The sequence below is a fragment of the Microcoleus sp. AT3-A2 genome (assembly GCF_036705685.1).
GTDB lineage: Bacteria > Cyanobacteriota > Cyanobacteriia > Cyanobacteriales > Microcoleaceae > Microcoleus.
Map to the genome: position 1 here is coordinate 1 of NZ_JAUBVF010000015.1, position 23,901 is coordinate 23,901.

11 protein-coding genes are annotated in these 23,901 nt (G+C 45.6%); all 11 read right to left on the minus strand.

The window, feature by feature from the left end; genetic code table 11:
- Positions 1-213 precede the first annotated feature (213 nt).
- The 11 genes from QUB37_RS11435 to QUB37_RS11485 all read right to left on the minus strand — a co-directional run bounded on the left by QUB37_RS11435 (position 214) and on the right by QUB37_RS11485 (position 23,900).
- Positions 214-2,487, minus strand: coding sequence for an FdhF/YdeP family oxidoreductase (locus QUB37_RS11435; RefSeq protein WP_333161968.1), 2,274 nt, complete (start codon positions 2,485-2,487; stop codon positions 214-216).
- A gap of 356 nt (positions 2,488-2,843) precedes the next feature.
- On the minus strand, positions 2,844-8,027 hold the full coding sequence (locus QUB37_RS11440) for an nSTAND1 domain-containing NTPase (protein WP_333161970.1): 5,184 nt from the start codon (positions 8,025-8,027) through the stop codon (positions 2,844-2,846).
- Positions 8,028-8,573: 546 nt separating this feature from the next.
- On the minus strand, positions 8,574-8,933 hold the full coding sequence (locus tag QUB37_RS11445; protein ID WP_333161972.1) for a hypothetical protein: 360 nt from the start codon (positions 8,931-8,933) through the stop codon (positions 8,574-8,576).
- 344 nt (positions 8,934-9,277) lie between these two features.
- On the minus strand, positions 9,278-9,478 hold the full coding sequence (locus tag QUB37_RS11450; protein ID WP_333161974.1) for a hypothetical protein: 201 nt from the start codon (positions 9,476-9,478) through the stop codon (positions 9,278-9,280).
- 235 nt (positions 9,479-9,713) lie between these two features.
- Positions 9,714-10,406, minus strand: coding sequence for a response regulator transcription factor (locus tag QUB37_RS11455; protein ID WP_333038110.1), 693 nt, complete (start codon positions 10,404-10,406; stop codon positions 9,714-9,716).
- A gap of 205 nt (positions 10,407-10,611) precedes the next feature.
- Complete coding sequence (map, locus tag QUB37_RS11460; protein WP_333161976.1) at positions 10,612-11,439, minus strand: type I methionyl aminopeptidase; 828 nt, start codon at positions 11,437-11,439, stop codon at positions 10,612-10,614.
- A gap of 490 nt (positions 11,440-11,929) precedes the next feature.
- Positions 11,930-13,999: a response regulator gene (locus QUB37_RS11465; protein WP_333161979.1), complete on the minus strand. Its 2,070-nt coding sequence runs from the start codon at positions 13,997-13,999 to the stop codon at positions 11,930-11,932.
- 7 nt (positions 14,000-14,006) lie between these two features.
- Positions 14,007-14,732 carry a chemotaxis protein CheB gene (locus QUB37_RS11470; protein WP_333161981.1) on the minus strand — a complete coding sequence of 242 codons (726 nt, stop codon included), beginning with the start codon at positions 14,730-14,732 and terminating at the stop codon, positions 14,007-14,009.
- Positions 14,686-15,513 carry a protein-glutamate O-methyltransferase CheR gene (locus tag QUB37_RS11475; protein WP_333161982.1) on the minus strand — a complete coding sequence of 276 codons (828 nt, stop codon included), beginning with the start codon at positions 15,511-15,513 and terminating at the stop codon, positions 14,686-14,688. The genes QUB37_RS11470 and QUB37_RS11475 overlap by 47 nt, the downstream gene beginning before the upstream one ends.
- A 146-nt stretch (positions 15,514-15,659) precedes the next feature.
- The gene (locus QUB37_RS11480; RefSeq protein ID WP_333161984.1) at positions 15,660-21,476 is read right to left on the minus strand and encodes a HAMP domain-containing protein; all 5,817 of its coding nucleotides are present in this window, start codon (positions 21,474-21,476) and stop codon (positions 15,660-15,662) included.
- Between the two features lie 282 nt (positions 21,477-21,758).
- Positions 21,759-23,900, minus strand: a complete 2,142-nt coding sequence (locus QUB37_RS11485) for an FAD-dependent oxidoreductase (protein ID WP_445300021.1) — start codon at positions 23,898-23,900, stop codon at positions 21,759-21,761.
- Position 23,901: the final 1 nt, after the last annotated feature.

The window sequence follows — 23,901 nt, forward strand, 5'->3', positions numbered from 1 at the left end:
TTAGCTCGTCAGCAGGGTTTTGACATCACTGTTAGTGGTTGGCAGTATGGCTAATTGAGAATGGTGCAAGATCTCAGAGAAACCTGTTTTTTTTGCGATTCTCAATAACCCTTTTATGGGCGGGCAGGATGCCCAACCCCTACTCCCCACAATAAAACTCACTCTTTGTGGAACAGGCCGGAAAGCCGGGTATTGAGAATGGTGTAAGATATTTTATACTTCCGCATACACAAAAGCAGGTACGCGCTTGTAAGCAGGCGTACCAGAACGCCTTTCAATTTCCGGGTGAAAAATCACATTAACTTCAGGATAAAACATCAAAGCAGCACCCTCACGAACCGCCCCGTAAATCACCTCGACATTTTCCATTTTTCCCACATTTCCCTGCACCGTAACCCGCTGATGTTCTTGAAAACCAGTGCTTTCTGCATCCGCACGATTCATCAAAATGCAGTTGCGGTGCGGCATTCCCCGGTATTTGTCATCAATTTTGTAAACCACAGTATTATGCTGAGAATAGCTGCGTCCCGTCATTAAGGCTACAACAATACCCTGTGTTGATTCCGATACTCCAAACTCTTTCGCTTCTGGTAATTTCAGCTTAGGTAAAGGCGTGACAAACATCTTCGCTTTCCCAGACTCGGTAGGAAATTTAGGTTCTGTAAAAATGCGACCGCTGATGGTAAATTCCTCTTGTGTTTCATCAATTGTCGCCATCTTTTCATAGCCAGGAATAGTTTTAGCAATCAATTGGCGAACGTATTTTGTGTCTTGAAGTCGGCGCCAATCCACAGGAAAATCGCCGTGAATTCTGCTGGCTAATTCTGTCAAAAAATAAACTTCAGGAATCAAATCCGAATTCTGGAGATGAGTTTCGCCCTCATCATTTAAACGCACAAAGTTATTCCCAGATTCCACCGTTGTTTTGTGGGGGTTTTCAAAGCGATTCAGCACCGGAATCACAATTGTATTGTGCTTTGCCAATCCGTGAAAATGCCCTAAATTCGGTTTGGTTGCGAGGTATATAACGGTTTCAACATTGCTTAAAGCGCGTTTTGCCTGAGTTAAATCTGGATTTGCCCCATACAAGTTGCCGCCCAGACATATCAGCGTATCGACTTTGCCTGCATCTGCTGCTTCAATAAGCGATCGAGTTTCGTAACCCTTAACAGGACTGAGGGGACGATTTAATAACTTTTCTAAAGCTTGTTGAATTTCTTTTTTCAGCTTCACAGTGACGCCCATAGAGCCGAATCCTTGGACGTTTGAGTGTCCTCTGACGGGCATTAATCCTGCACCTTCTTTGCCGACATTTCCTGTCATTAAGGCAGTATTTGCAATGCTGAAAACGTTATCTACACCGTTACCGTGTTGGGTAATTCCCATCGCCCAACCGAATACAACCCGCTGGGATGTGCCGATAATTTTGGCGGCTGCCTCAATTTCTGCTTGGGAAACTCCGCAGGTTTTAGTAATAGTTTCCCAAGCGGTTTCGCTGGCGTGCTGTACTACTGATTTCCAACCTTCTGTATGAGCTTGCAAATAGCTTTCGTCCAGCAAACCTTGTTCGATTATAGACTTTTGAATTCCCACAAATAGGGCTGTATCGCTGCCCGGAATTGGTTGCAAGTATAGCGAGGAAATATCGGAACCGGGGATGAGCGACTTGACGGGAAATGCGGGAGAACCAAACTTGACCAAGCCGATTTCCATCACCGGATTGATTACAATTATTTTACCGCCTTTGTCGCGAATTTTAATCAATTCGTTCATCAAACGGGGATGGTTGTAGGAAGAATTGCTGCCCGCGAGTACGACGCAATCTGCTTCCTTCAAGTTTTCTAGACTAACTAACGACGTGCGGGTGGCAAACATTTCGCTTAACCCGACTGTCGAGGGAGCGTGGCAGAGATCTGAACAATCTGCTAAGTTATTGGAACCCATCGCCCGCATCATCAATTGCAGCAGAAAAGCCGCTTCGTTGGAAGAGCGACCAGAACTGTAAGATGCGACTCTTTCGGGGGGTTTGCGAAAAGCAGCTTCGGCAATTTGATAAACTTCTTCCCAAGAAATACGATCGTAATGAGAGGAACCAGCCCGCAAAATCATCGGAAAACTCAGCCTTCCCAGCCTGTCTGCTTCCATTGAAGTTAATTGCTGGAGTTGTGCAATACTCTGCTGTTCAAAATAGTGAGTCGAGACAGGCGGTTTAATTTCAGCAGAGATTGCTTCGACGCTTTTCATGCACCGCTGAAGTTTTTCGCCCTCTTCATTCGTAAAACCTCCTTTCTGCCCGCCAGTACCCCAAGAACAGGACAAACAAGCACTTTTGTGGAGCAAAGTTTTCCAAAGTTTCGGGCCTTCCGGGGACAATGTATGTTTTGCCCAATATTCTATTACGGGCAAACCGCCACCTATCTCTGGTGTTTCCTCGTTTGTCTCGTTGAATGGCGGGATTGGTTGGACATTTTGAGAATTGACATCCATGTGGTTTACCTTTTGTTTGAATTGCGGATTAGTTGAAGAAAGGCAGCCGGATCACAAGGCATTCGGCAGAATGAAATAAAAATTTTGAAGGCAAGAATTTTGTTGTTTTTCAAAGCGATTTTTTTGAGCGCACTGTACAATACAATTCTGCCGCAGACCGACTTACTTCTATTGACTCGGCGGGGAACCGCCAGAGGAGTTAAATTTATTACTCGAATTTTACCGCAAATTTACAACAGAAAAAACTACTCAACAGATAGATGTTTTAATCTCTATTCAAGAATAGGTTCGCAGTAAGGACTTTAATCTTCATTCACAGGCAGAGAGAAAACTGAAGTCCTCACTACAAATAGGGTTTACTTCTTCTTATTTAATGCTTGCTTCCCAAACCCAAGACACAGCAGTCGATCGCCCTCAGCAACATTCGGGTCATTCTGCAAATAATCTCCCAACCACTCGCAACTCCGAGCAATGATTTTATTCAGTTCCAAATTCTCCACAGGCCACAGAATTACAGTTTTATCGCTGCTAGCAAAAGCCAGAGTTTTGCTGTCCGAACTAAAAGTAACGCTCAACACGCGATCGCTCGACTCCAAAGTCTTCGATAGCAACGCCTTCTTGCCGTCAAAATTCCACAGCTTAACAGTATTTCCTCCACTCGCCGCCGCAATTAATTTGCCGTCTGGACTAAAACTCACGCTTTCTACAGTATCGCTGTGGTCGAGTTTTTCAGTTAAATTTGCCACCTTTCCATCAAACCCCCACAAGTAAACTTTTTTGTCAGCGCAAGCAGCAGCAATAGTCTTACCGTCTGGACTGAAACTAACATTTTTAACGCTGTCTGGGTGGTCGAGAGTTTTCAGAATTTTCGCCGACGAACCGTTAAATTGCCACAGGTAAACTCTCTTTTCTCCGGTAATTTCAAAAGCCTTTTTCTTCCCGCTTGCCTTGTCCTCAGCAGCGGTAGCAGTAGCAATAGTTTTGCCGTCGGGACTGAAGCTAACGCTAATTACTGGATTGCTATGATCGAGTTTTGCAAACAAAGTTGCTTTAGAACCGTTCCAGCGCCAGAGGTACAATTTGCGATCGGCACTTGCGGCGGCAATTATCTTTCCGTCGGGACTAAAACTTACGCTTCTGACAATGCCGCTGTGGCTGAGAGTATCTAACAGTTTGCCGTTCAAACTCCAAACTTTCACGGTTTTGTCATCGCTGCCCGAAGCAACAGTTTTATCATCAGGCGAAATGCTGACCCAGGTAACAGAATCCTTGTGACCTTCTAAGATTCTGAGTAAACTGCCGTCAGCCCGCCAAAGTCTCACTGTTTTGTCGCCACTAGCAGAGGCAATTGTTTTGCTGTCAGCGCTAAAACTGACTTTGTAAACCCAGTCTCCGTGTCCCAATAAAATCTTATTCAGCGGAGTGCTGTCCGGTTTCCAAATTTTCACTATTTTGTCCTTACTTGCGGAAGCAATAGTGCCGTCACCGCTGAAAGTTACGGATCTTACGTCGTCTTGATGTCCTCGAAAAGTGTTGAGCAAAGTGCCGCTGCGACTCCAAACTTTCACCGTATCGTCTGCACTGCCGGTGACGATTTGTTTGCCATCGCGACTGAAACTCGCGCTGACAACTTCATCGTTGTGTCCTTTGAGAGTTCTGATTTCCTCACCGTTTCGGTTCCAAATTTTGGCTGTGGTGTCGGCACTTGCCGAGACGAGTTCTCGACTGTTTGGACTGAACTTAATGCTGTAAACAATGTCAGAATGTTTGGTTAATGTTTTGGGATTAATTCTAAATTTCTGGGTTTTACTTTCTCGGTTCCAAAGTTTGACAGTTTTGTCAACACTTGCGGAGGCAATTGTTTGGCCGTCGGGACTGAAACTGACGCCGAGTACCCAGTCTTTGTGTCCGGTTAAGGTTTGCAGCAGTTGTTTGTTCGCAAGGTTCCAGATTTTGACGGTGTTGTCGTGACTAGCGGAAGCTAGGGTTTTGCCGTCGGGACTGAAACTGACGCTGGTGACGATATCGCGGTGGCCGGATAAAATGCCAATCGCACTTTTGTCGCTATCTACTTGCCAAATTCTAATTGTGCGATCGGCACAACCAGTAGCGATCGTTTTCCCATCAGGACTAAAACTAACACTCGTCACGCTATCTGGGTGATTAAAAGTTTTTAATAACTTACCTTCTTTGCTCCACAATTTAACAGTTTTGTCAGCACTTGCCGAAGCAACTGAATTGCCGTCGGGACTGACACTCACATCCAAAACAAACTTGCTGTGCTGCTCGAAACGGTTGCGTTCTTGCACCCCCGAAACTGCTTGCCTGAGTCTTTCTGCAATTTGAGTTTTAGTCTCCACAGGCAGCGCTGTACTTTTCAGAGAATCACGACCAATTTTGATACTATTTCCCAACACTCCTAATTGGTTTTTTTCATTAGAAATAACCAAAGCTTCCGACGCCGAATTCAGGGCATCAGTGCGACTTTTTTCTGCTTCTTGCCGTGCGCTTTCTGCTAATTTTGCTTGCTCGAATGCCATCCCCGAAACACCTGCGAGTACAAGCACTCCTACAACCGCCGCCCGCAATTGCCATCTCCGAGTGTGGTAAAGTTGAGCTTCCGCTTGATACTGTTTGTCTCTAGCTTCCGATAGCAAAGCATCTTGCTCTCTGTCTTTGCGGATTTGTTCAATTTCATCTCGGTTAATTTGGTTTTGCTTTCGCAGTTCCTCAAATTCTGCCTTTTTATCTAATTCTTGCTGCTGGCGAATGAAGCTAACCAAATAATCGTGAACGAGCTGATAAAGCTCAGCAGGCAGTTCCGTCCACCGAAAAACTAAACCAGAGTTTACTAACAGTTCTAATACTAAATCTAATTTGTCAGCTTCAGCAAATGTAGCTAAATTTGAGGCTAATTCTGCGCGGGTTTTTAGGGGACGAATCTCCTCTTCATCTGTGAGCAAATACAATACTCTGCGTGCAGCTACTTCATTTTCGGGACCGCAATCTTTGATGACTTCTTCGAGAAACCTTTCTACTAATTTTTGTTTGGGATTGTTGCCTAGTTCCTGATATTGACTTAAAGTTCTAATGTTCTCTTGTTGCAGTTGAGCGCCGACAAGTTGTAGTTCGATCGGGCGAACTTCTCCCAATTCTCCAGCTAAATTTTTGACTAATTCTTCGATCAGCTCCGGTTCTAAGTAAAACTGCGCTCGCTCAGTTAAAGTGCGAATTACCGATCGCGCATCGACCAGCGAAAAATTTCCCAAATAAAACAGAATGTTTTTGCTGAGAATGTCGTCCAAAATATCATTGTTAACGAATCCTGTCGGGTTTTTGGGTCGGGAAAATTCCAGCAAATAGTGCAGGTAATCTTCCCGCAAACACAGGACGACTTTTAAGTATTTGATTTTCAAGCATTGCCGCAAAAAATCAAAAAATATTTGTCTTTCCGCTGGCTCTTTCCACACGAAAAAAAATTCTTCAAATTGGTCAAATATCAGAACAGTCACTAAATGCTCTGAGTTTTTTTGCAGCTCCTTGATAATGTTTTCATATTCGATCGCCTGTTGTTGTATGATTAATTCTACTGGCTGTGACTGCTCCCTTTGCTCCTCATTTTTCGCAGCCGAGCCACAGTGCAATCCTGAAATAAAATTTTCCTCACCTGCGCCTGCTTCTACGGTCAAATCTACCGGAGCAGTTTCTGGTACTGTTTCGGCAATTTCCGGATCGAATATTTCAGCTTTCTCAGCAGATAACTGTCGGGTCAATTCCCGCGGCCAGTTGTTGTAAACTTGCAGCACTACGGGCAAAACAGTCCGCATTTCTATTTTTTTTTGTTTGAGAGCTGGTACTAATCCTCCTGTGACTATTGAACTTTTGCCAACTCCAGACTGACCGTAAATTACTGTCAGTTTGTCGGGGGTATTGTTCATCCTATATATCAAGCGGTTGAGGTCTTGCTCTCTGCCGGAAGCTGTAATTTCGTCAGCAATAGTAGCAGCGCCGGCAAGAGTTTCGGCGACGGAATTAACCGCTTCTCTGTGCGGCTGCAACTTTCCGGCCCCAATAAAAGCTCGGAACCGATACGTGTGTTCCACCGATCGATAATCTTGCTTAATTTGAAATGCTTCGAGATATTCTCCCCGCTGAAAATAGAGCGATCGCAGCATTTCTAAAACCCGCAAATACAGTTGCGGGTTGTAGCAAGGTTCGGTTTCCGAGCGAGCAAGCTCTAAATGCGCGATCGCCTCCTGCACCTCACCCAACTGACTCTGGGCCTCTGCTAAAATTAACAGATACAAGCCTAGATGCTGCGACTTTACAGGGGTTCCCTGTCCCGTCGCTTCTAAATTTGATTTGAGAACGTCTAGAGCGATTAAAGCCCATTCTTTCGCCCCTTGCCAGTTCTTTTGCTCTAAGGCTACTCTAGCCAAAAAGCCGTAATCTTGAGCCAAATTAACTGCTGAATTTTTCATATTTTCATGTAACCTCCGAGCTTTGATAGCTAAATTCCAGAGTGCATCCCAATCGTCTAAATGCTGCAATACTTCGCCAAGTTGATTGATGAATATACCAACGGCATCCGGCCGCCCCGCGCGTTCTAAAACATCAATACATTCCTGAAAATAATTCTTAGCTTCCGTCCAGTAAGGGCGGTTGCCGTTGCGGTGTTGTTCTGCTTGGAAGCGGTAGCAAAGACCGATGTGGAATAGCAGAATTCCCTCTAACACCGGTGCTGGGTGAACAGTAAATAACAAATTGCTAAATTCTGTTTTTTGTCCAATAAATGCTACTTGATGCTTCCAAAAGCTGAGGCTTTTTTGATACAATTCAATAGCCGCAGAGATGCGGTGACAAGCATATTCGTGCCTACCGCGAATAAATTGCAAACTTGCTTCAATAGCTGGTTCTAATCTGATATTGCAAGTTTGCAAGTCTTGGCTAGCCGACTCTAGTTCACTCAAAGAATTGGCTCCGAGAATGGCAGAATTAGTTAAACGCCAATTGCCACTTTCTAAAATGTTGGAAAAAATGCGATCGGCACTTTTGCCCAAAAAATCTACCAAGTCGTCCGGGCCCATCACAAATTCAACACTTGTCGTCCAAGTTTCGATATCTGTTACTAACCGAATCAGTTTTTTTAATATTTTGTCTGTCACCCACAGCACCACCGGGAAAGGAAAATTATTCCGAAATTCTTCCCTCACGTAGTTGGTAGAAGTCAGCAGGCGATCGATCGCACTTACCGATTCCAACCCAAACACCATTAAAGCTGACGGGTGGCTGCAGGAAACTTTGGTTTCTATAGTCGTGTAAAGAGTTTTAACCGATGGCGGGAGGACAATTTCTCGAATCTCGATCCCAGACTCTTCCCGCAATTGCCGTGCCGTTTGCTCTCTCATCGCACTGTAATTGCACCGTACCAAAATCAGCGAAAATTGCCCCTGAGACATTCTCAGAGTCCGGGTGAGAGTTTGCAGCGAACTTTTGTTTTGCTGGGCTGCGGTGTCTTGCTGGCAGTGCGAATTAATCATAATTAATATTTGAAAAAGTTTCTCAGGATAGGTGCTGTCAACTGCCGAAAAAAGGAAGTTCGGCAACGGATTATTTAACGGATGTAACGGATGGCAGTTCGGCAACGGATTATTTAACGGATGTAACGGATGTAACGGATATAACGGATGTAACGGATGGAAGGAATCGACCGCAGGGGGAAAGTGCAATTAAGAACTTCCTAACCGTTGTGGCGGTTGCTCTAACTAAGTTTACTTTTACCCGTTGTTACGTTTTAAAATCACAGCGAAGAATCACATGATTAATTTTATTTTTGCCTTTTTAGGAGATTTCCAATTACTGGGAACTCTCAATTAGTTAAGTTTATTTCAGCCTGCATACTTATTATTTTAGCCGATCGCCATTAAAGCATACCCAAAAAAATACATACTCTGTTATTCGCATCTTCCCAGCAAAATCAACCGAATTTTACTGAAATCTTGATAATTTCTCCAATTCTACCCAGCAAAAGAGTCTTTGTTTGCGGGGTTCCCAGCCATCGCCCAAATCGCCCAAATCCGATTCAGTTATTCGCATATCCCGGAAATCCGGCATTCCCGGGTTGACTGGCCCCTCGCCGCACTGAGATAAACTACCGGGGGCGGCTCATCAATTACAGCTTGAAGATTGTTTGTCATAAATTTACTAATCTCGATATCTAAAGTAGCTGTAAACTCAGGTTCATCCCAATCCTCGCTTTCTTCAATACTGATGGTTGTTGGTGGCCCAATATCAAAATCTAGCTCATCGCCAAAATCTGAAACTTTCTTAATTGGATCTATTTTCTGAGCGGTATCAGTGGCAAAAGCTTGAGTTGTATTGGCTATTAATACGATCGGCAGTGCTACTATGGCACTTATTGTTTGTCGCGCCGAGATTTTCCTCATGGCATCCTCCTGATATAAACTAAACTTTGGTGCTGCTATACATTCAACATCCGTCGCTACTTTAGAGCGCTGTGAGTCGATTTTAGATTTTAGATTTTAGATTTACTCCACAGATGAATCTGAGAGCTTTAACTAGGGTCTAAAATTGTGGCTTGCTTAACACTTTTGTAGTTCGCAAGTATCCGTTTTTGAGCAGAGTCATTAATTAATAGTGGTTTATTTTTCCACAGGATATAACCTTATCTGTGACTGTTTGTGGCAAGTTTGCTTAACGGAGCATATCCGGTCAACTGTTTGCCTTTGTATTTACTACGTGAAAACTCTTAAACAGTCAGGTTTTCCCGTTAAGTAATTCCCCAGCCTTTGCGAGTGTTTATCTCAGACTCAAAGCAAAGTGGGTGAGAAGTTCGATCGCACAGCAGTTTTGGCACAGCAGTTTTGGCACACCAGTTTTGGCACACCAGTTTTGGCACACCAGTTTTGGCACTCCCGCGCTGCCACCAGCAAGCTGATGTGACATACCACAGCCACCGAATATCTGTCAATACTTATATCTTAACATTTCTAAGTTGTTGCATAATTCTCGTTACCAGGAAGAGCCTGGTAATATCAAATCCGTTAGCATCGGAATAGTAAATTCGAGTTCACTGTTGACGGTTGACTGTTGACGCCGTGAACAGTGAACAGTCAACCGTCAACCGTCAACATCATTCCGGTGTAACCGGAAATGATATAACGCAGCTTGGCGAGGCAGAGCCTCCAGCCAAGTCTAGAGGACTCCTATTTCGTCAAGCCGTGTTCGAGGGCGAAGCGAACCAACTCAGTACGGCTGTTAGTACCCGTCTTGCTAAACAAACGGCTGACGTACTTTTCCACATTACGCACGCTAGTTTCCAAGCGGCGGGCAATTTCCTTATTCATCAAACCTTGAGCAACCAAATCCAAAACACTTTGTTCTCGCGGAGTCAAATCAATTTTAATCGGCGAAGGACTTTGGGCGATCGAACTCCGCCCACTCAGCAAAGACTCAATTCTCGCCATTTGGCTTGTCAAAGCAGCAATATCTGGACTTTCAGCATTTTCGCTCGTCTCCTTAGCAGCCGCGCGGCGGGCCAGCAAATTGGTTACTATTGCTACTAACTCGTCGGGATCAAAGGGCTTAGAAAGATAAGCATCGCAGCCTGCTTGATAGCCTTGAATCCGATCGCTCGTCATCCCCTTAGCCGTCAAAAACACCACCGGCAAAGCTTTATAGCGAGGATCTTCCCGCACTTGCTTGAGAAACTGATAACCGTCCACCTGCGGCATCATAATGTCTGAAATCACCAAATCGGGGTTGTACTGCTGCAAGAGTTCCCACCCATCCCGAGCATTACTGGCAACCTCAACCGCAAAATCGCTATCTTCCAAATAAGCTTGTACTGCTTCCCGCAAGCCCGGTTCATCATCTACCAATAATAATCGTGCTGACATAGTTGTTACCCTTACGCTTTACCACTATTTTTTAATTTAGCCGAATTTAAGTCTTATTGTCACTCTATCCCTCGAAGGAACTTAAAAAATTGTTTTTCAACTCTAGAGTTTTGAGTTGTGTTTTGATCTAACGATTAAAAAGTTGTTAAATCTTTAATTCAAAACTCAAAACTCAAAACTCAAAATTATTATTGAACCTTTCTAGTTAAACTTTTGAACGATCGGTCAAAATTTCATAACCAGTTTCCGTTACCAACACAGTATGCTCAAACTGAGCCGACATAGCATTGTCAACGGTTACAGCAGTCCACTTGTCAGAAAGCGTCCGAGTGTACTTAGAACCCGCATTCACAATCGGTTCGATCGCCAATGTCATGCCCGCTCGCAATTTCACATTCGGCATTTCCCGCGTGCGGAAATTGAAAACCGACGGTTCCTCGTGCAAATTTCGCCCGACACCGTGGCCGGTAAACTCCTCAACGATGTTAAAACCGTTGCTTTTGACATGATCTTCGATCGCACCAGCGAGATCGAGCAAATAGGCTCCAGCCTTCACTTGTTCGATGCCTTTATAGAGAGCTTCTTCTGCGACTCGGATTAATTTTGCCGATTCGGGAGTCACTTCCACAACTGCGATCGTAATGCAAGAATCGCCGTGAAAACCTTGATAATATGCCCCCGTATCTACCTTAAGAACATCTCCGGCCCGAATTACTTTTTTGGCGCTGGGGATGCCGTGAACAACTTCGTTATTAATGCTAGAGCAAATCGATCCCGTGAAACCGTGATAGCCTTTAAAACTGGGAGTTGCACCCATTTCGCGGATGCGTTTTTCGGCATAAGCATCCAAATCCGCAGTAGTCATTCCCGGTTTCACCATTAGGGAAATTTCTTTGAGTACCGTTGCAACGATTTTCCCTGCCTGTCGCATAATTTCGATTTCGCGTTCCGACTTAATTTCAATGCCTCGACGCTGTTTTTTGACTTGGGGTGCTTGAGTTGGGCTAGAAAGCAGACTGCTAAAAATATTCATCAAAAGTCCTTGGGTCTGAAACCCCGTCCTTGCAGGACGGCTTTACATTGAATTGAATCCCCTTGCGGGGTAGGGGGGGTATGGTTGCCCCCCCCGTGAGGATATGGTTGTCCTCAATCTCCCATTTCTGGGGTAAAGTTAGCTTCGCCAATGTTTAGTGAGCTTGTTAGGCTAGCAGCACTGTTCCAGTGACCTTAGAACTGTTTAACCACTAGCGACAGAGCAAGGGACTAGCTTCGCATCCCAGGGTGTCGTGACTCAAAAAACGTAGTCAATTAAGACTTAGGCTGGTCAGAATGGCTTGTTAGATTTCTCTTTCAAGCCTCATGCCTTTAGGCTGAGGTTCCTGACGTATTGATTGGCGGGTAATTTTGTACTTTGACGGCAGGTTGAAGCAAAAAAACGGCAAATATCCAGTTTTTTGTGGAAAAACGGGTGTCTTGTTCCGAACTGTCGATCGCTTGTCCTTTTAGCTAGCTTAATATTTTTCTCAGTAATCGGCACGGGATTGGGGGGTCAACAAAGCGGTTTCAACCGCCGAGCCCGTCGGTTCAGGATTTCCGAGCATTCCTGTGAGGTTAGCAATTGCGGCAATTAACTTATTTATGTCAACTGGTTTAGATAAGTGCATCTGGAAACCCGCTTCCAGCGCTTGCTGGCGCTCTTCCTCTCTCGCGTAGGCCGTCAGAGCGATCGCAGGCATCTTTCCACCCCTGAGCCTTTCCATTTCTCTCACCCGCCCGATCAACTCATAGCCGTCTGCTTCCGGCATTCCAATGTCGCTCAGCAGCAGATCCGGCAAATAACTCTCTAGTGCAGCTAGAGCCCCGGCCACCGATGCGGCCGATCGCACTATAGCTCCTTCGTCCTCGAGTAAAGCAATCAAAAACTCCCGCGTGTCATCGTCATCATCCACCACCAGCAATTGCAAATTAGCCAGAGTGGGGAGGGTCTGGGCCTGGTCATTGAGGTGCGACCAATCATCGTCAGCAGCGAGGGCGTTCCTCTGTGCAAGAGGTAGAACCACCGTAAATTTCGCACCCACGCCCGGATTATTCTCTGCTTGCACCTTACCGCCGTGCTGTTCCACCAAGTGACGGACGATCGCCAATCCCAGTCCCAAACCCCCGTAAGACCTAGTTGTGCTGCTATCAGCTTGGCGGAAGCGATCGAAAACATAAGGCAAAAAATCAGGAGCGATACCAATGCCGCTATCAATTATCTCAATTTGAGCCTCATCTCCAACAGACTCTAACCGCACCTGTACTTTACCCTCTTGCGGACTAAACTTAATCGCATTTGACAGCAAATTCCACACAATTTGCTGCAAGCGATCGAAATCGCCGATAACTTCACCTACATTTGGACTGCACGTTAATTCTATAACTATTGATTTTTCCTCAGTCAGCGGCTGCAAAGAATCTATTGCCAGCTTAATCGCAGATTCCAACCGAATCGGATGCTTATTTAAATTTAGTTTTCCCCGCAGAATCCGCGAAACATCTAAAATATCTTCGATGAGTTGAGATTGAGATTTAGCATTGCGCTCAATTGTTTCTAGGGCTTTCTCTATAGTGTCCTGGTCAAATGTTTTGGTACGAAGCAGCCTAGACCAGCCGAGAATTGCATTTAAAGGAGTACGGAGTTCGTGAGAGAGAATAGCTAGAAATTCATCCTTCATCTGGTTAGCTCTCTCCGCTTCTTGCCGCGCCACTTGTTCGCGGATTAGTCTGCCGCGTTCTTCCTCTGCTTGCTTACGGTCTGTGACATCTCTAACCGTACCCACATGACCGATCAGTTTTCCCAAATCAGAAAACATTGGCGACGACTGCACATTAATCCAACGCACAGTTTCGCTACCAGCTAATCGAAACTCGTTAGAATATTCGTTGCCTTCTTTAATCCAAGCTAACCAATCTGCTACTACGCGCTCGCGATCTTCTGGATGAACTTCCCGCTGCCAAATCTCTGCTAAACTTTCCTCTAATGTTAACCCGCAAATTGCTTGACAACGGGGATTGATGTAAGTACAGCGGCCTTCAACGTCAGCTACGTAAATTCCTAGTGGCGAACAAGCACACAAAGTGCGAAACCGCTCTTCACTTTTACTTAGTTCACTATTAACAGCAGCTAACTGTGTTGCTTGCTGTTTCACCTCGACTGTTTTTTGGAACAATTCCACAAATACCCCCACCTTCGAGGTCAATATTTCCGGTTCCAAGGGTTTGAACAGGTAATCCACCGCACCCAAAGAATAACCTTTAAACACGTGGGTGTCATTACTGCTGAATGCTGTGATAAAAATAATCGGAGTCGATCGCGATCGATCTCTAGAGCGAATCAATGTTGCTGTCTCAAATCCATCCATTCCCGGCATCTGCACATCAAGCAAAATTACCGCAAAATCTTCATTAAGCAGACATCTCAGAGCCTCCGCGCCCGAATTAGCTTGTACTAGATGATAAGAGGGGCTGTTGAGGATAGCTTCTAGAGCTACCAAATTTTCTGGGCGATCGTCAACTAAAAGGACATTTACTCGATGGGGGGACTGCAGATTCATAAATTTTTTAATCTTTAATTCTTAGCAAATTGACTAAACAGGGAGCAATTTTAGAGAGGGGTAAAATCCAGTCTACTTCAACATTTGCGATCGCGGAGGCTGGCATGGTCGCGCATAGAGCCGAAGCCGGTTCCTCCACAAATGTCAATCCTCCCTCAGCTTTAATTTTTGCCAGCCCTTTACTGCCATCCGAATTAGCTCCCGTTAAAATTATGCCGATAACTTTCTCCCCAAAGGCATCTGCAGCAGACTCAAACAGCACATCGATTGAGGGCCGCGCGTAACAGACAGGAGCCTCAGTTGATAGTGCAAATGTAGGAGTTCCGCGATAGGGGATTGGGGATTTTGAATTATGGATTGACTCCACTGCCACGCCCCCCCATTCTGTAAAGTCTTTTTCATAAAGGCTAAACTCCTCCTCAGAGGGCGATTCTATTAGCAAGTGATAGTCAGCAGGAGCCAAGTAAACCCGTCCAGGTGCGATCGGCTCTTTGTCTTGGGCCTCTGTGATTTGGAGAGAGCTTTGCTGTTGTAAAAAATCAGTAAGCCTATTCTGAGAACTCTTATGGCGGTGTTGGACAATAACTATAGGCAAAGGAAAGCTTTTGGGCAAATCTGCCAGCAGAACAGTCAGAGCCTCTAGCCCTCCCAAAGACGTGCCCACAACCACTATTTCAAAATTTTTTTTATTTAATTCTGCGGTAGAGTTTATCACTACTTTCAAGTGCTTCATAGTATTTTTCATAAGGTGTAAAAATCAGAGACTCCTGATGGCCCAGGCCTAAAACTCCAAACATTACCAAGCTCTCATAAAAAAGCTTGTGTACCCGCTCTTGGAGGTGTGAATTGAAATAAATCAGCACATTACGGCATAAAATAACATTAAATTCATTAAAAGAGTTATCCGTTGCTAGGTTGTGGTGAGCAAAGACAATATTATCTTTAAGTGAAGAGCGAAAAATCGCATTTTCATAGGCAGCAGTGTAATACTCAGAAAACGCTCTCTTGCCCCCCGCTTGGTGGTAGAGTTGCGTATATTCTTGCATTTGTTTCAGCGGGAATATCCCTGTTTTGGCTGTTTTCAAAACTAATTCATTCATGTCCGTAGCGTAAATCCGACAACGGTCATACAGTCCTTCTTCTTGCAGCAAGATAGCCATAGAATAGACTTCTTCTCCCGTTGAACATCCAGCGTGCCAAATCCGAATAAAAGGATAAGTACGCAGCAGCGGCACCACTTTATTTCTGAAACTCATGTAAAAGCTGGGATCACGAAACATCGCCGTTACATTGACAGAAATGTCCAGCAATAAACGGTCTAGGTAAGCCGGATTGTGAAGTACCTTTTCCTGAAGTGCAGAGACAGTGGTGAGCCGTTCCGAGCGAATAGTGTTCCAAATACGGCGCTTGAGAGAGGCAAGAGCATAATTGCGAAAATCGAATCCGTAATAGCGAAACATTCCCTCTAGTAGGAGTTGAATTTCGATTGTTTCAAGTTCATGGCTTTCGGGCATTTTTAATTAGTTATTGGGAATTGGTTATTGGGAGTTGAGAACTTGTACGATCGCGTAGCCTAATTATTGGGACTTGGGAATTGGTTGTTTCATAATTGCTCTTTTTTCCTTCTTCCTTCTTCCTTCTTCCTTCTTCCTTCTTTCCATTATCGATAAAGCCAAACACGCAGCAGCGAGAGCAACTGTTCCGTATCAACAGGTTTGGTAATGTAGTCAGACGCACCAGCTTCGATACATTTTTCCCGATCGCCCTTCATAGCTTTCGCAGTCAGAGCAATCATTGGCAAGGAAGCAAATTGAGGCATATTACGAATTGCTTGCATTGTTTCGTAACCGTCCATCTCTGGCATCATCACGTCCATCAACACAATATTTATCTCAGGCGTATTTTGCAATTTAGCAATGCCCTCTCTGCCATTCTCAGCATACTCAATTTTCATCTTATGGCGCTCCAGCATACTCGTGAGGGCGAAAATATTCCGCATATCGTCGTCAACTATCAAGACTGTTTTGCCCGTGAGCGTCGAATCTGTTTGATACAATTGCTCTAGCATTTGGCGCTTCGGTTCCGGCAAATTTGCTTGGACTCTGTGCAAAAACAAAGCTGTTTCATCTAACAAACGTTCCGGCGATCGCACATCTTTAACAATAATTGTTTCCGCCATGCGCTTGAGTTGAGTTTCTTCTGTTCTAGTCAACTCTTTGCCCGTATAAATAATAATCGGCAGACTTTTCAAAGTAGCATCTTGCTTGATCTGCTCAATCAGTTCAAAACCAGTCATATCTGGCAGTCCCAAATCGAGGACGATGCAGTCAAAATGCCCCGATTTCAAAGTTTCTAGCGCCTCTGCACCACTCCCCACAGCCGTTGTAGAAACATCGTGATTGCCGATTAAATCCACAATGCCCAGACGCTGTGTTTCGTCGTCTTCCACAACTAGCAAATTCTTCACTGGCCGCTCCACAAACCCCTTAATATCAGTTAAAGCTTTGCTCAAAGCTTCGCGACTGACAGGCTTTTGTAGGTACGCGATCGCCCCTAACTGCAAACTGCGCTGCCGCCCTTCTTCAACTGATACAATGTGAACCGGAATGTGGCGCGTACTTGGGTCGTGCTTCAAGCGATCGAGCACTGTCCAGCCATCCATCACAGGCAAATTTAGATCCAGCATAATCGCAGTTGGCTTGAACTCTCGCGCCATCGCCAAGCCGATATCGCTCCGCAAAGCCACCAAACCTTTAAAACCCTGTTCCTGCGCCATATCCAACAGAATTCGAGCGAAGTTTACATCATCCTCGACAATCAACAGCACGCGATCGTCATTCTCAATATTTTCTCGGTCATCTAAGATTAAAGGTGAGGGGTAAGGCGCGATCGGCAAGTTGAAATTCGGCGAAGGAACTGCTGAAGAAATAGCAGATGGCAATTGAGCCATTTGCTTGCCTGTTCCCGATTCCTGATCATTCATTATTCGGGATTCTTGGTAAGTTTGCGGCAGATAAAGCGTGAACCTACTACCCTCACCAGGGCGACTTGTCAATTGAATTTCTCCCCCTAACAAATTAGCAATTTCTCGACTAATTGACAAACCCAAGCCCGTTCCCCCGTATTTGCGGCTAGTGCTACCATCAGCTTGTTGGAAAGCCTCAAAAATAACCCGGTGTTTTTCAGCAGAAATCCCAATCCCCGTATCGCTAACTGAGAAAGCCAAAACAGTAGGGGAATTCCTTAAACTTTCTATCTCTAAACTCCACCCTTCCCGCGCTACTTCGACACACAATTTTACCTCACCTCGCTCTGTAAACTTAAACGCATTCGAGAGGAGATTCTTCAAAACTTGTTGCAGCCGCTTAGCATCAGTATAGAGACCTTTTGGCAACCCACCCTCAAGATCAATTTTAAAACTCAACTTCTTATCCTGGGCGATTTGGCGGAAAGTTCGATCCAAATGATCTCGCAAGTCCCCAAACAACACTTGCTCAATTTCCACCGACATCGTGCCTGATTCAATCTTAGCGAGATCCAAGATGTCATTAATCAGCCCCAGCAAATCATTTCCCGCCGAGTAAATTGTGCGCGTGTATTCAACTTGCTTCTGAGTCAAATTACCCTCAGTATTGTCAGAAAGCAATCGAGCCAGAATCAACAGCGAATTCAGCGGAGTTCGCAACTCGTGAGACATATTTGCCAGAAACTCCGACTTATACTTAGAAGTTAGAGCCAACTGTTCGGCTCTTTCTTCCAATAACCCCCTCGCCTGTTCTATATCTCGGTTTTTCCGCTCAACTTCCTTATTTTGCAGCGCTAGCAATTCAGCTTGTTCTTCTAGTTCTTCATTCGTTTGTTGCAACTCTTCCTGCTGACTCTTCAACAGTTCCTCCGATGCACGGAGCGACTGCGCTTGTTGTTCGAGACGCTTGTTAGTTTCCGTTAGTTCTTTTTGCTGAGTTTGCAACTCTTCTGCCAAAGACTGTGACTGTTTTAGCAACTCTTCCGTCCGCATACTCGCCGCAATTGTATTTAAAACAATGGCGATACTTTCTGTAAGTTGGTCGAGAAACGTCAAGTGTATTTCGCTGAAGCGGCGGAACGAAGCTAACTCGATTACTGCCGTCACTTCTCCCTCAAATAGTACGGGTAAAACCACGACATTCAAGGGCGTAGCTTCTCCCAGGCCCGATCCAATCTTAACGTAGTTTTCCGGCACTTCAGTCAACAGTATTCGTTCCTTTTCCAGGGCGCACTGTCCTACCAAACCTTCGCCTAAATGGAATCTATTTCCTAACTGTTTGCGTTCGCGGTATGCGTAGGTACTTAAGAGTTTGAGAAACGGATCATGCTCCACACCTTCCATCATAAAAAATACGCCATGCTGAGCAGAAACCAGGGGCGTCAATTCTGAGAGAATTAGTTTAGAAACAGTTTCTAAATCCCGCTGACCTTGTAGCATTCTAGTGAACTTAGCAAGGTTGGTTTTCAGCCAATCTTGCTCAGTATTCTTCTGCGTCGTCTCCCGCAGATTGGCGATCATCTGGTTAATGTTGTCCTTAACAATCGCAACTTCTCCTTCAGTGGCGACGGAAATTGACCTCGTTAAATCGCCTCTGGTAACAGCAATTGCCACTTCGGCGATCGCCCGCAGTTGAGTAGTCAAATTCGCCGCCAATTCATTCACATTATCCGTCAAATCTCGCCACGTTCCCGCCGCGCCCGGAACCTTCGCCTGGCCGCCCAATTTCCCTTCAATTCCTACCTCCCGCGCCACTGTAGTCACTTGATCGGCAAACGTCGCCAGCGTATCGATCATCTCGTTAATCGTATCTGCCAGAGTCGCAATTTCTCCCTTAGCTTCCAGCATTAATTTGCGCTTCAAATCGCCATTCGCCACCGCCGTCACAACCTTAGCAATACCCCGCACTTGCGCCGTCAAATTCCCCGCCATCGAGTTAACATTATCGGTTAAATCTTTCCAAGTTCCCGCAACTCCTTTCACCTCAGCTTGACCGCCCAATTTACCCTCAGTTCCCACCTCCCGCGCCACCCGCGTCACCTCAGAAGCGAAGGAATTAAGCTGATCCACCATCACATTAATAGTATCTTTCAACTCCAGAATTTCGCCTTTGACATCGACGGTAATTTTCTTAGACAAATCACCATTTGCCACCGCTTTCGTCACTTCCGCAATATTCCGCACCTGCGCCGTCAAATTCCCCGCCATCAAGTTAACATTATCAGTTAAATCTTTCCAAGTTCCCCCTACACCCCGCACGTAAGCTTGCACACCTAATTTACCTTCCGTTCCTACTTCCCTAGCAACTCTGGTTACTTCAGATGCGAAGGAACTCAACTGATCCACCATGATGTTAATCGTGTTTTTCAGTTCGAGAATTTCCCCTTTCACATCTACTGTGATTTTTTTAGATAAATCACCATTTGCTACAGCCGTTGTCACTTCGGCAATGTTACGCACTTGGGCTGTTAAATTCCCCGCCATCGAGTTAACTGAATCCGTTAAATCTTTCCAAGTTCCAGCAACTCCTTTAACTTCAGCTTGCACCCCTAATTTCCCTTCGGTTCCTACTTCTCTAGCCACCCTAGTTACTTCCGAAGCAAAGGAATTTAATTGATCAACCATCGTGTTGACGGTATTTTTTAACTCCAGAATTTCACCCTTAACATCTACAGTAATTTTTTTGGATAAATCGCCATTTGCTACCGCAGTAGTAACAGCCGCAATATTCCGTACTTGCTCTGTCAAACTACCCGCCATAAAATTAACTGAATCCGTTAAATCCTTCCAAGTTCCTGCTACGCCTCGGACATCTGCTTGACCGCCGAGTTTACCTTCGGAACCCACTTCCCTAGCAACCCTGGTTACTTCTGATGCAAAGGAATTAAGCTGATCCACCATCACGTTAATGGTGTTTTTCAGTTCTAAAATTTCGCCTTTAACCTGTACCGTAATTTTTTTAGATAAATCACCGTTAGCAACCGCCGTTGTCACCTCAGCAATGTTGCGAACTTGTGCTGTTAAATTCCCCGCCATTGAGTTAACTGAATCCGTTAAATCTTTCCAGGTTCCTGCTACTTCCTGCACTTCAGCTTGCACGCCTAACTTCCCTTCGGTTCCCACTTCCCTAGCAACCCTAGTTACTTCAGATGCGAAGGAATTTAACTGGTCAACCATCGTGTTGACGGTGTTTTTTAGTTCGAGAATTTCGCCTTTAACATCAACGGTAATTTTCTTGGATAAATCGCCCTTTGCCACAGCGGTTGTCACTTCAGCGATGTTGCGGACTTGTGCTGTTAAACTGCCTGCCATGAAGTTAACGCTATCCGTTAAATCCTTCCAAGTTCCCGCCACTCCTTTAACTTCTGCTTGACCGCCAAGTTTGCCTTCGGAACCTACTTCTCTCGCCACCCGCGTTACTTCAGATGCGAAGGAATTTAACTGATCCACCATGATGTTAATCGTGTTTTTTAACTCCAGAATTTCACCTTTAACATCTACTGTAATTTTTTTAGATAAATCGCCATTTGCCACAGCAGTCGTCACGTCGGCAATGTTCCGCACCTGTGCGGTAAGATTGCCCGCCATTGAGTTAACTGAATCCGTTAAATCTTTCCAGGTTCCGGCAACTCCTTTAACTTCAGCTTGGACGCCTAATTTCCCTTCGGTTCCTACTTCCCTAGCCACCCGCGTTACTTCCGACGCGAAGGAACTCAACTGATCCACCATGATGTTAATCGTGTTTTTCAGTTCGAGAATTTCGCCTTTCACATCTACTGTAATTTTTTTGGATAAATCGCCATTTGCCACCGCCGTTGTCACTTCCGCAATGTTCCGCACTTGGGCTGTTAAATTCCCCGCCATCGAGTTAACTGAATCCGTTAAATCTTTCCAGGTTCCGGCAACTCCTTTAACTTCAGCTTGCACCCCTAATTTCCCTTCGGTTCCTACTTCCCTAGCCACCCGCGTTACTTCCGACGCAAATGAACTCAACTGGTCTACCATTGTGTTAACAATTTGCGCTGTTTGGAGGAATTCTCCTTTGAGGGGTCTGTCTTCTATTTCTAGGGCGATGGTTTGCGATAAATCTCCTTTTGCTACGGCCCGAATTACTCTGGCGGTTTCAGAGGTTGGTTGCACTAAATCTGTAATTAGGGTATTGACAGAGTTGACGCTAGCTGCCCATGACCCCTCGGCGCTGCCGATGGTGGCTCGCTGGGCGATTTTGCCTTCTTTACCGACAACTGTGCCGATGCGATCGAGTTCGGCCGCCATTTTCTGATTGAGCTCGATAATGTCGTTAAGTTCGTCAGCAATTTTTCCCGCTAGACCGGTCTGGTCTATGGGCATCCGAACTGAAAAGTCCCCTTTTTTGACTGCGACTAAGGTTCTAAGTAACTGTTTGGCATAACCATTATTGGAATTGGGGCTTGTTATCTGTGCAGTTGACATGACCGTTACCTTTGGGGAGTTTGAAGGGGAAGGGGGGAATATTTTTGAGATTATTGATATTATCAGACTAAAGCAGTGTCTGATTGCTTCTATCGAAAGATAGATGACAAATTGCTGTTTATCAACTCTTTAGTTATTTGTTATTTTATACTGGTTAGCAGGCTCTTCCTGGTAACGAGTTAATTGTGGGGCGTCAGGAACAGGCCCGAAAGCCTGTTCCACAAAGAGTGAATTTTATTGTGCGGCGGGCATCCTGCCCGCCCTACAGATTACCAACTGCCATTATTTCCAATTTTGCCACGAACTATTGAAAATAGAAGTACCCGGAAAGGCGATCGGATTAGCATTTTGTTGCAACCGCAACTGCAACACTTCCAAGTTCGGCTCGCGGGACGGCAATTCGTCCACTAATTCATAAGGTAAAATCCCCTTTTCTAGGGAAAAAGCAGCCGTAACTCCCGCCGCCGCACCGGCAGACCATTCAAAAGAATGCACTCGATAAGCAGCCGCCGCTGTGTGGCTAACAGCAATACTTTTACCCGCCACTAACATATTGTCAATTTTCTGAGGAATCATTGCCCGCAGCGGAATTTGGAAGGGATAAGCTTGCCCTTGACCTTTGCGAGTGCCTTCGCGTTCGGTATTTCCTGGTGCTTCCGGGGGACTGTTAGTCATGCAGGGGTGAAAGTCGATCGCATAATGACCGATACCCACAGAATCAGGATAAATCGTAGCGCGCGATCGCGATGTTGTATCCTCAACAGATTGACTTCCCACGGCCAAAGCCGGCGCATTCAAACCACCCACAGCCAACCACAAATTGCGATACTCTTCCTCCGACAAATTCTGGCGATAAAAATCAGCCGTAAAGTCAGTGCGAGACATATCAACTTCCCACACCGTAAAACCTTGAGGCTGATTGAAACTCGGCCGGCCAATAATACGCCGGCCCTCCCGCATATAAGGATATTTAGAAAGTCCGTGCGCCGTCCCCATCGGCGAATCCAACCCGCTCAAAAAACGATTGTTTGGATGAGGCTTTTTGACTCCCTCTCCTAGCTGCGAGTCAGTAGTTCCTGTTACCAGCCAGTAGAAAAATCCTTTGGCATTTTCCTCTCCTCTTCGCAAAGTTTCGGTTCGCAAACCGCCCATCCATCCCCCCGGTTGCAGTTGACCATCTGCTGACAACTGCTCGCGAGTGTAAATTAAATTATCTTGAGAATTGCCGGGACGATAGTCATTGCCCCAAGTCCAGTTTTGCATCGAAATATCCCCCGGATAAATCGGGTATTGCTTAGGGTCTGAAGGTCGCTTTTGATCCGGTCTCATGCTCCTGATTTGGCGGTAGGTGAAAACTAAAGGAAAGCTAGCCAATCTCTGCAATTCGTAACTGTAGTAAGGAGCGTATTGTTGATAAAAAGACGGCACTTGATGCTGCTGCGGTTCCTTCGTTGCCTGCATCGCAAAGGTGTAGGTAAAACCTTGAGTGCAGTAAGCGTCGCCGGTTGGGCTGGCGGAGGAAGGTTCAAGAGGGGAACGCGGGTCAATTCCGAGGCGGTAGGGAACATCCGCAAGTCCGATCAATTCTCCTGTTTCAGTGGCATCTACAACATACCAATCAGCACCTCCCCTACTGCCAGAAGGGGAGGAACTTGTGGAATTCCCCCCTCTTCTGGGGTTAGGGGAGGTTGCAGATGCTTTAGGAATAAACCGAATAATAGTTTTGTTAAATCGCGGCGAATTTTCGTAGCGATAGGCATCTTCGATAGTCTGAGAAAGAGTTTCGGTGTTGATTGGCGGGGTGTTGGCGGCCGGTTTGTGTTGAATGGCGATCGCACTTTTAATTTGTTGACCCCCTACCGTATTCCCCGCCACAGCAGGAGTAATTCCTAGTTCTTTAATAACTGTATTGGGAAACCATTTCAGCGTGCCTTTGCCTTTTCTAGCGGCATCCTGCAAGATGTTAAATAGAATTTTGTGACCGTCGTAGGGCATGAAACACGAATAGCTAACCCAACAGCCTCCGGGATTTAGCCTGCCGTAATGTTCCTTGATCCGCTCCCGCAATTCTAGGTAGCCACGGGGGTAAAATAAGAGCGATCGCTGAGTCTCTCTTTCATCGAGTGCGGAAGTTCCCTGGGAGGAAATTTGACCGCCTACCCAGTCAGTAATTTCAGTGAGGCAAACTGTGCGCCCCGCCAGCAAACCTTCGTAAGCGGTAGCAGCACCTGCGAGCCCGCCGCCTGCTACTAAAATGTCGCAAGTTTCTGCATTGTCTGGATTACGCGGAGGTTCGGCAAATACTGGCGAAATGCTCCCTATCGCGGAAATTATGCCCAGGGTGAGGCTAAGGATCGATCGACCTTTGAGCAAAAATAGATAGTGTCTCAGTTTCATCGGAGATTGTGGAATTAATTTTGACATC

Bases quoted from the DNA above. Each gene is read 5' to 3' on its own strand.
- QUB37_RS11445 (WP_333161972.1), bottom strand. From the start codon at position 8,933: ATGAGGAAAATCTCGGCGCGACAAACAATAAGTGCCATAGTAGCACTG.
- QUB37_RS11480 (WP_333161984.1), bottom strand. From the start codon at position 21,476: ATGTCAACTGCACAGATAACAAGCCCCAATTCCAATAATGGTTATGCC.
- QUB37_RS11475 (WP_333161982.1), bottom strand. From the start codon at position 15,513: ATGCCCGAAAGCCATGAACTTGAAACAATCGAAATTCAACTCCTACTA.
- QUB37_RS11470 (WP_333161981.1), bottom strand. From the start codon at position 14,732: ATGAAGCACTTGAAAGTAGTGATAAACTCTACCGCAGAATTAAATAAA.
- QUB37_RS11455 (WP_333038110.1), bottom strand. From the start codon at position 10,406: ATGTCAGCACGATTATTATTGGTAGATGATGAACCGGGCTTGCGGGAA.
- QUB37_RS11485 (WP_445300021.1), bottom strand. From the start codon at position 23,900: ATGTCAAAATTAATTCCACAATCTCCGATGAAACTGAGACACTATCTA.
- map (WP_333161976.1), bottom strand. From the start codon at position 11,439: ATGAATATTTTTAGCAGTCTGCTTTCTAGCCCAACTCAAGCACCCCAA.
- QUB37_RS11465 (WP_333161979.1), bottom strand. From the start codon at position 13,999: ATGAATCTGCAGTCCCCCCATCGAGTAAATGTCCTTTTAGTTGACGAT.
- QUB37_RS11435 (WP_333161968.1), bottom strand. From the start codon at position 2,487: ATGGATGTCAATTCTCAAAATGTCCAACCAATCCCGCCATTCAACGAG.
- QUB37_RS11440 (WP_333161970.1), bottom strand. From the start codon at position 8,027: ATGATTAATTCGCACTGCCAGCAAGACACCGCAGCCCAGCAAAACAAA.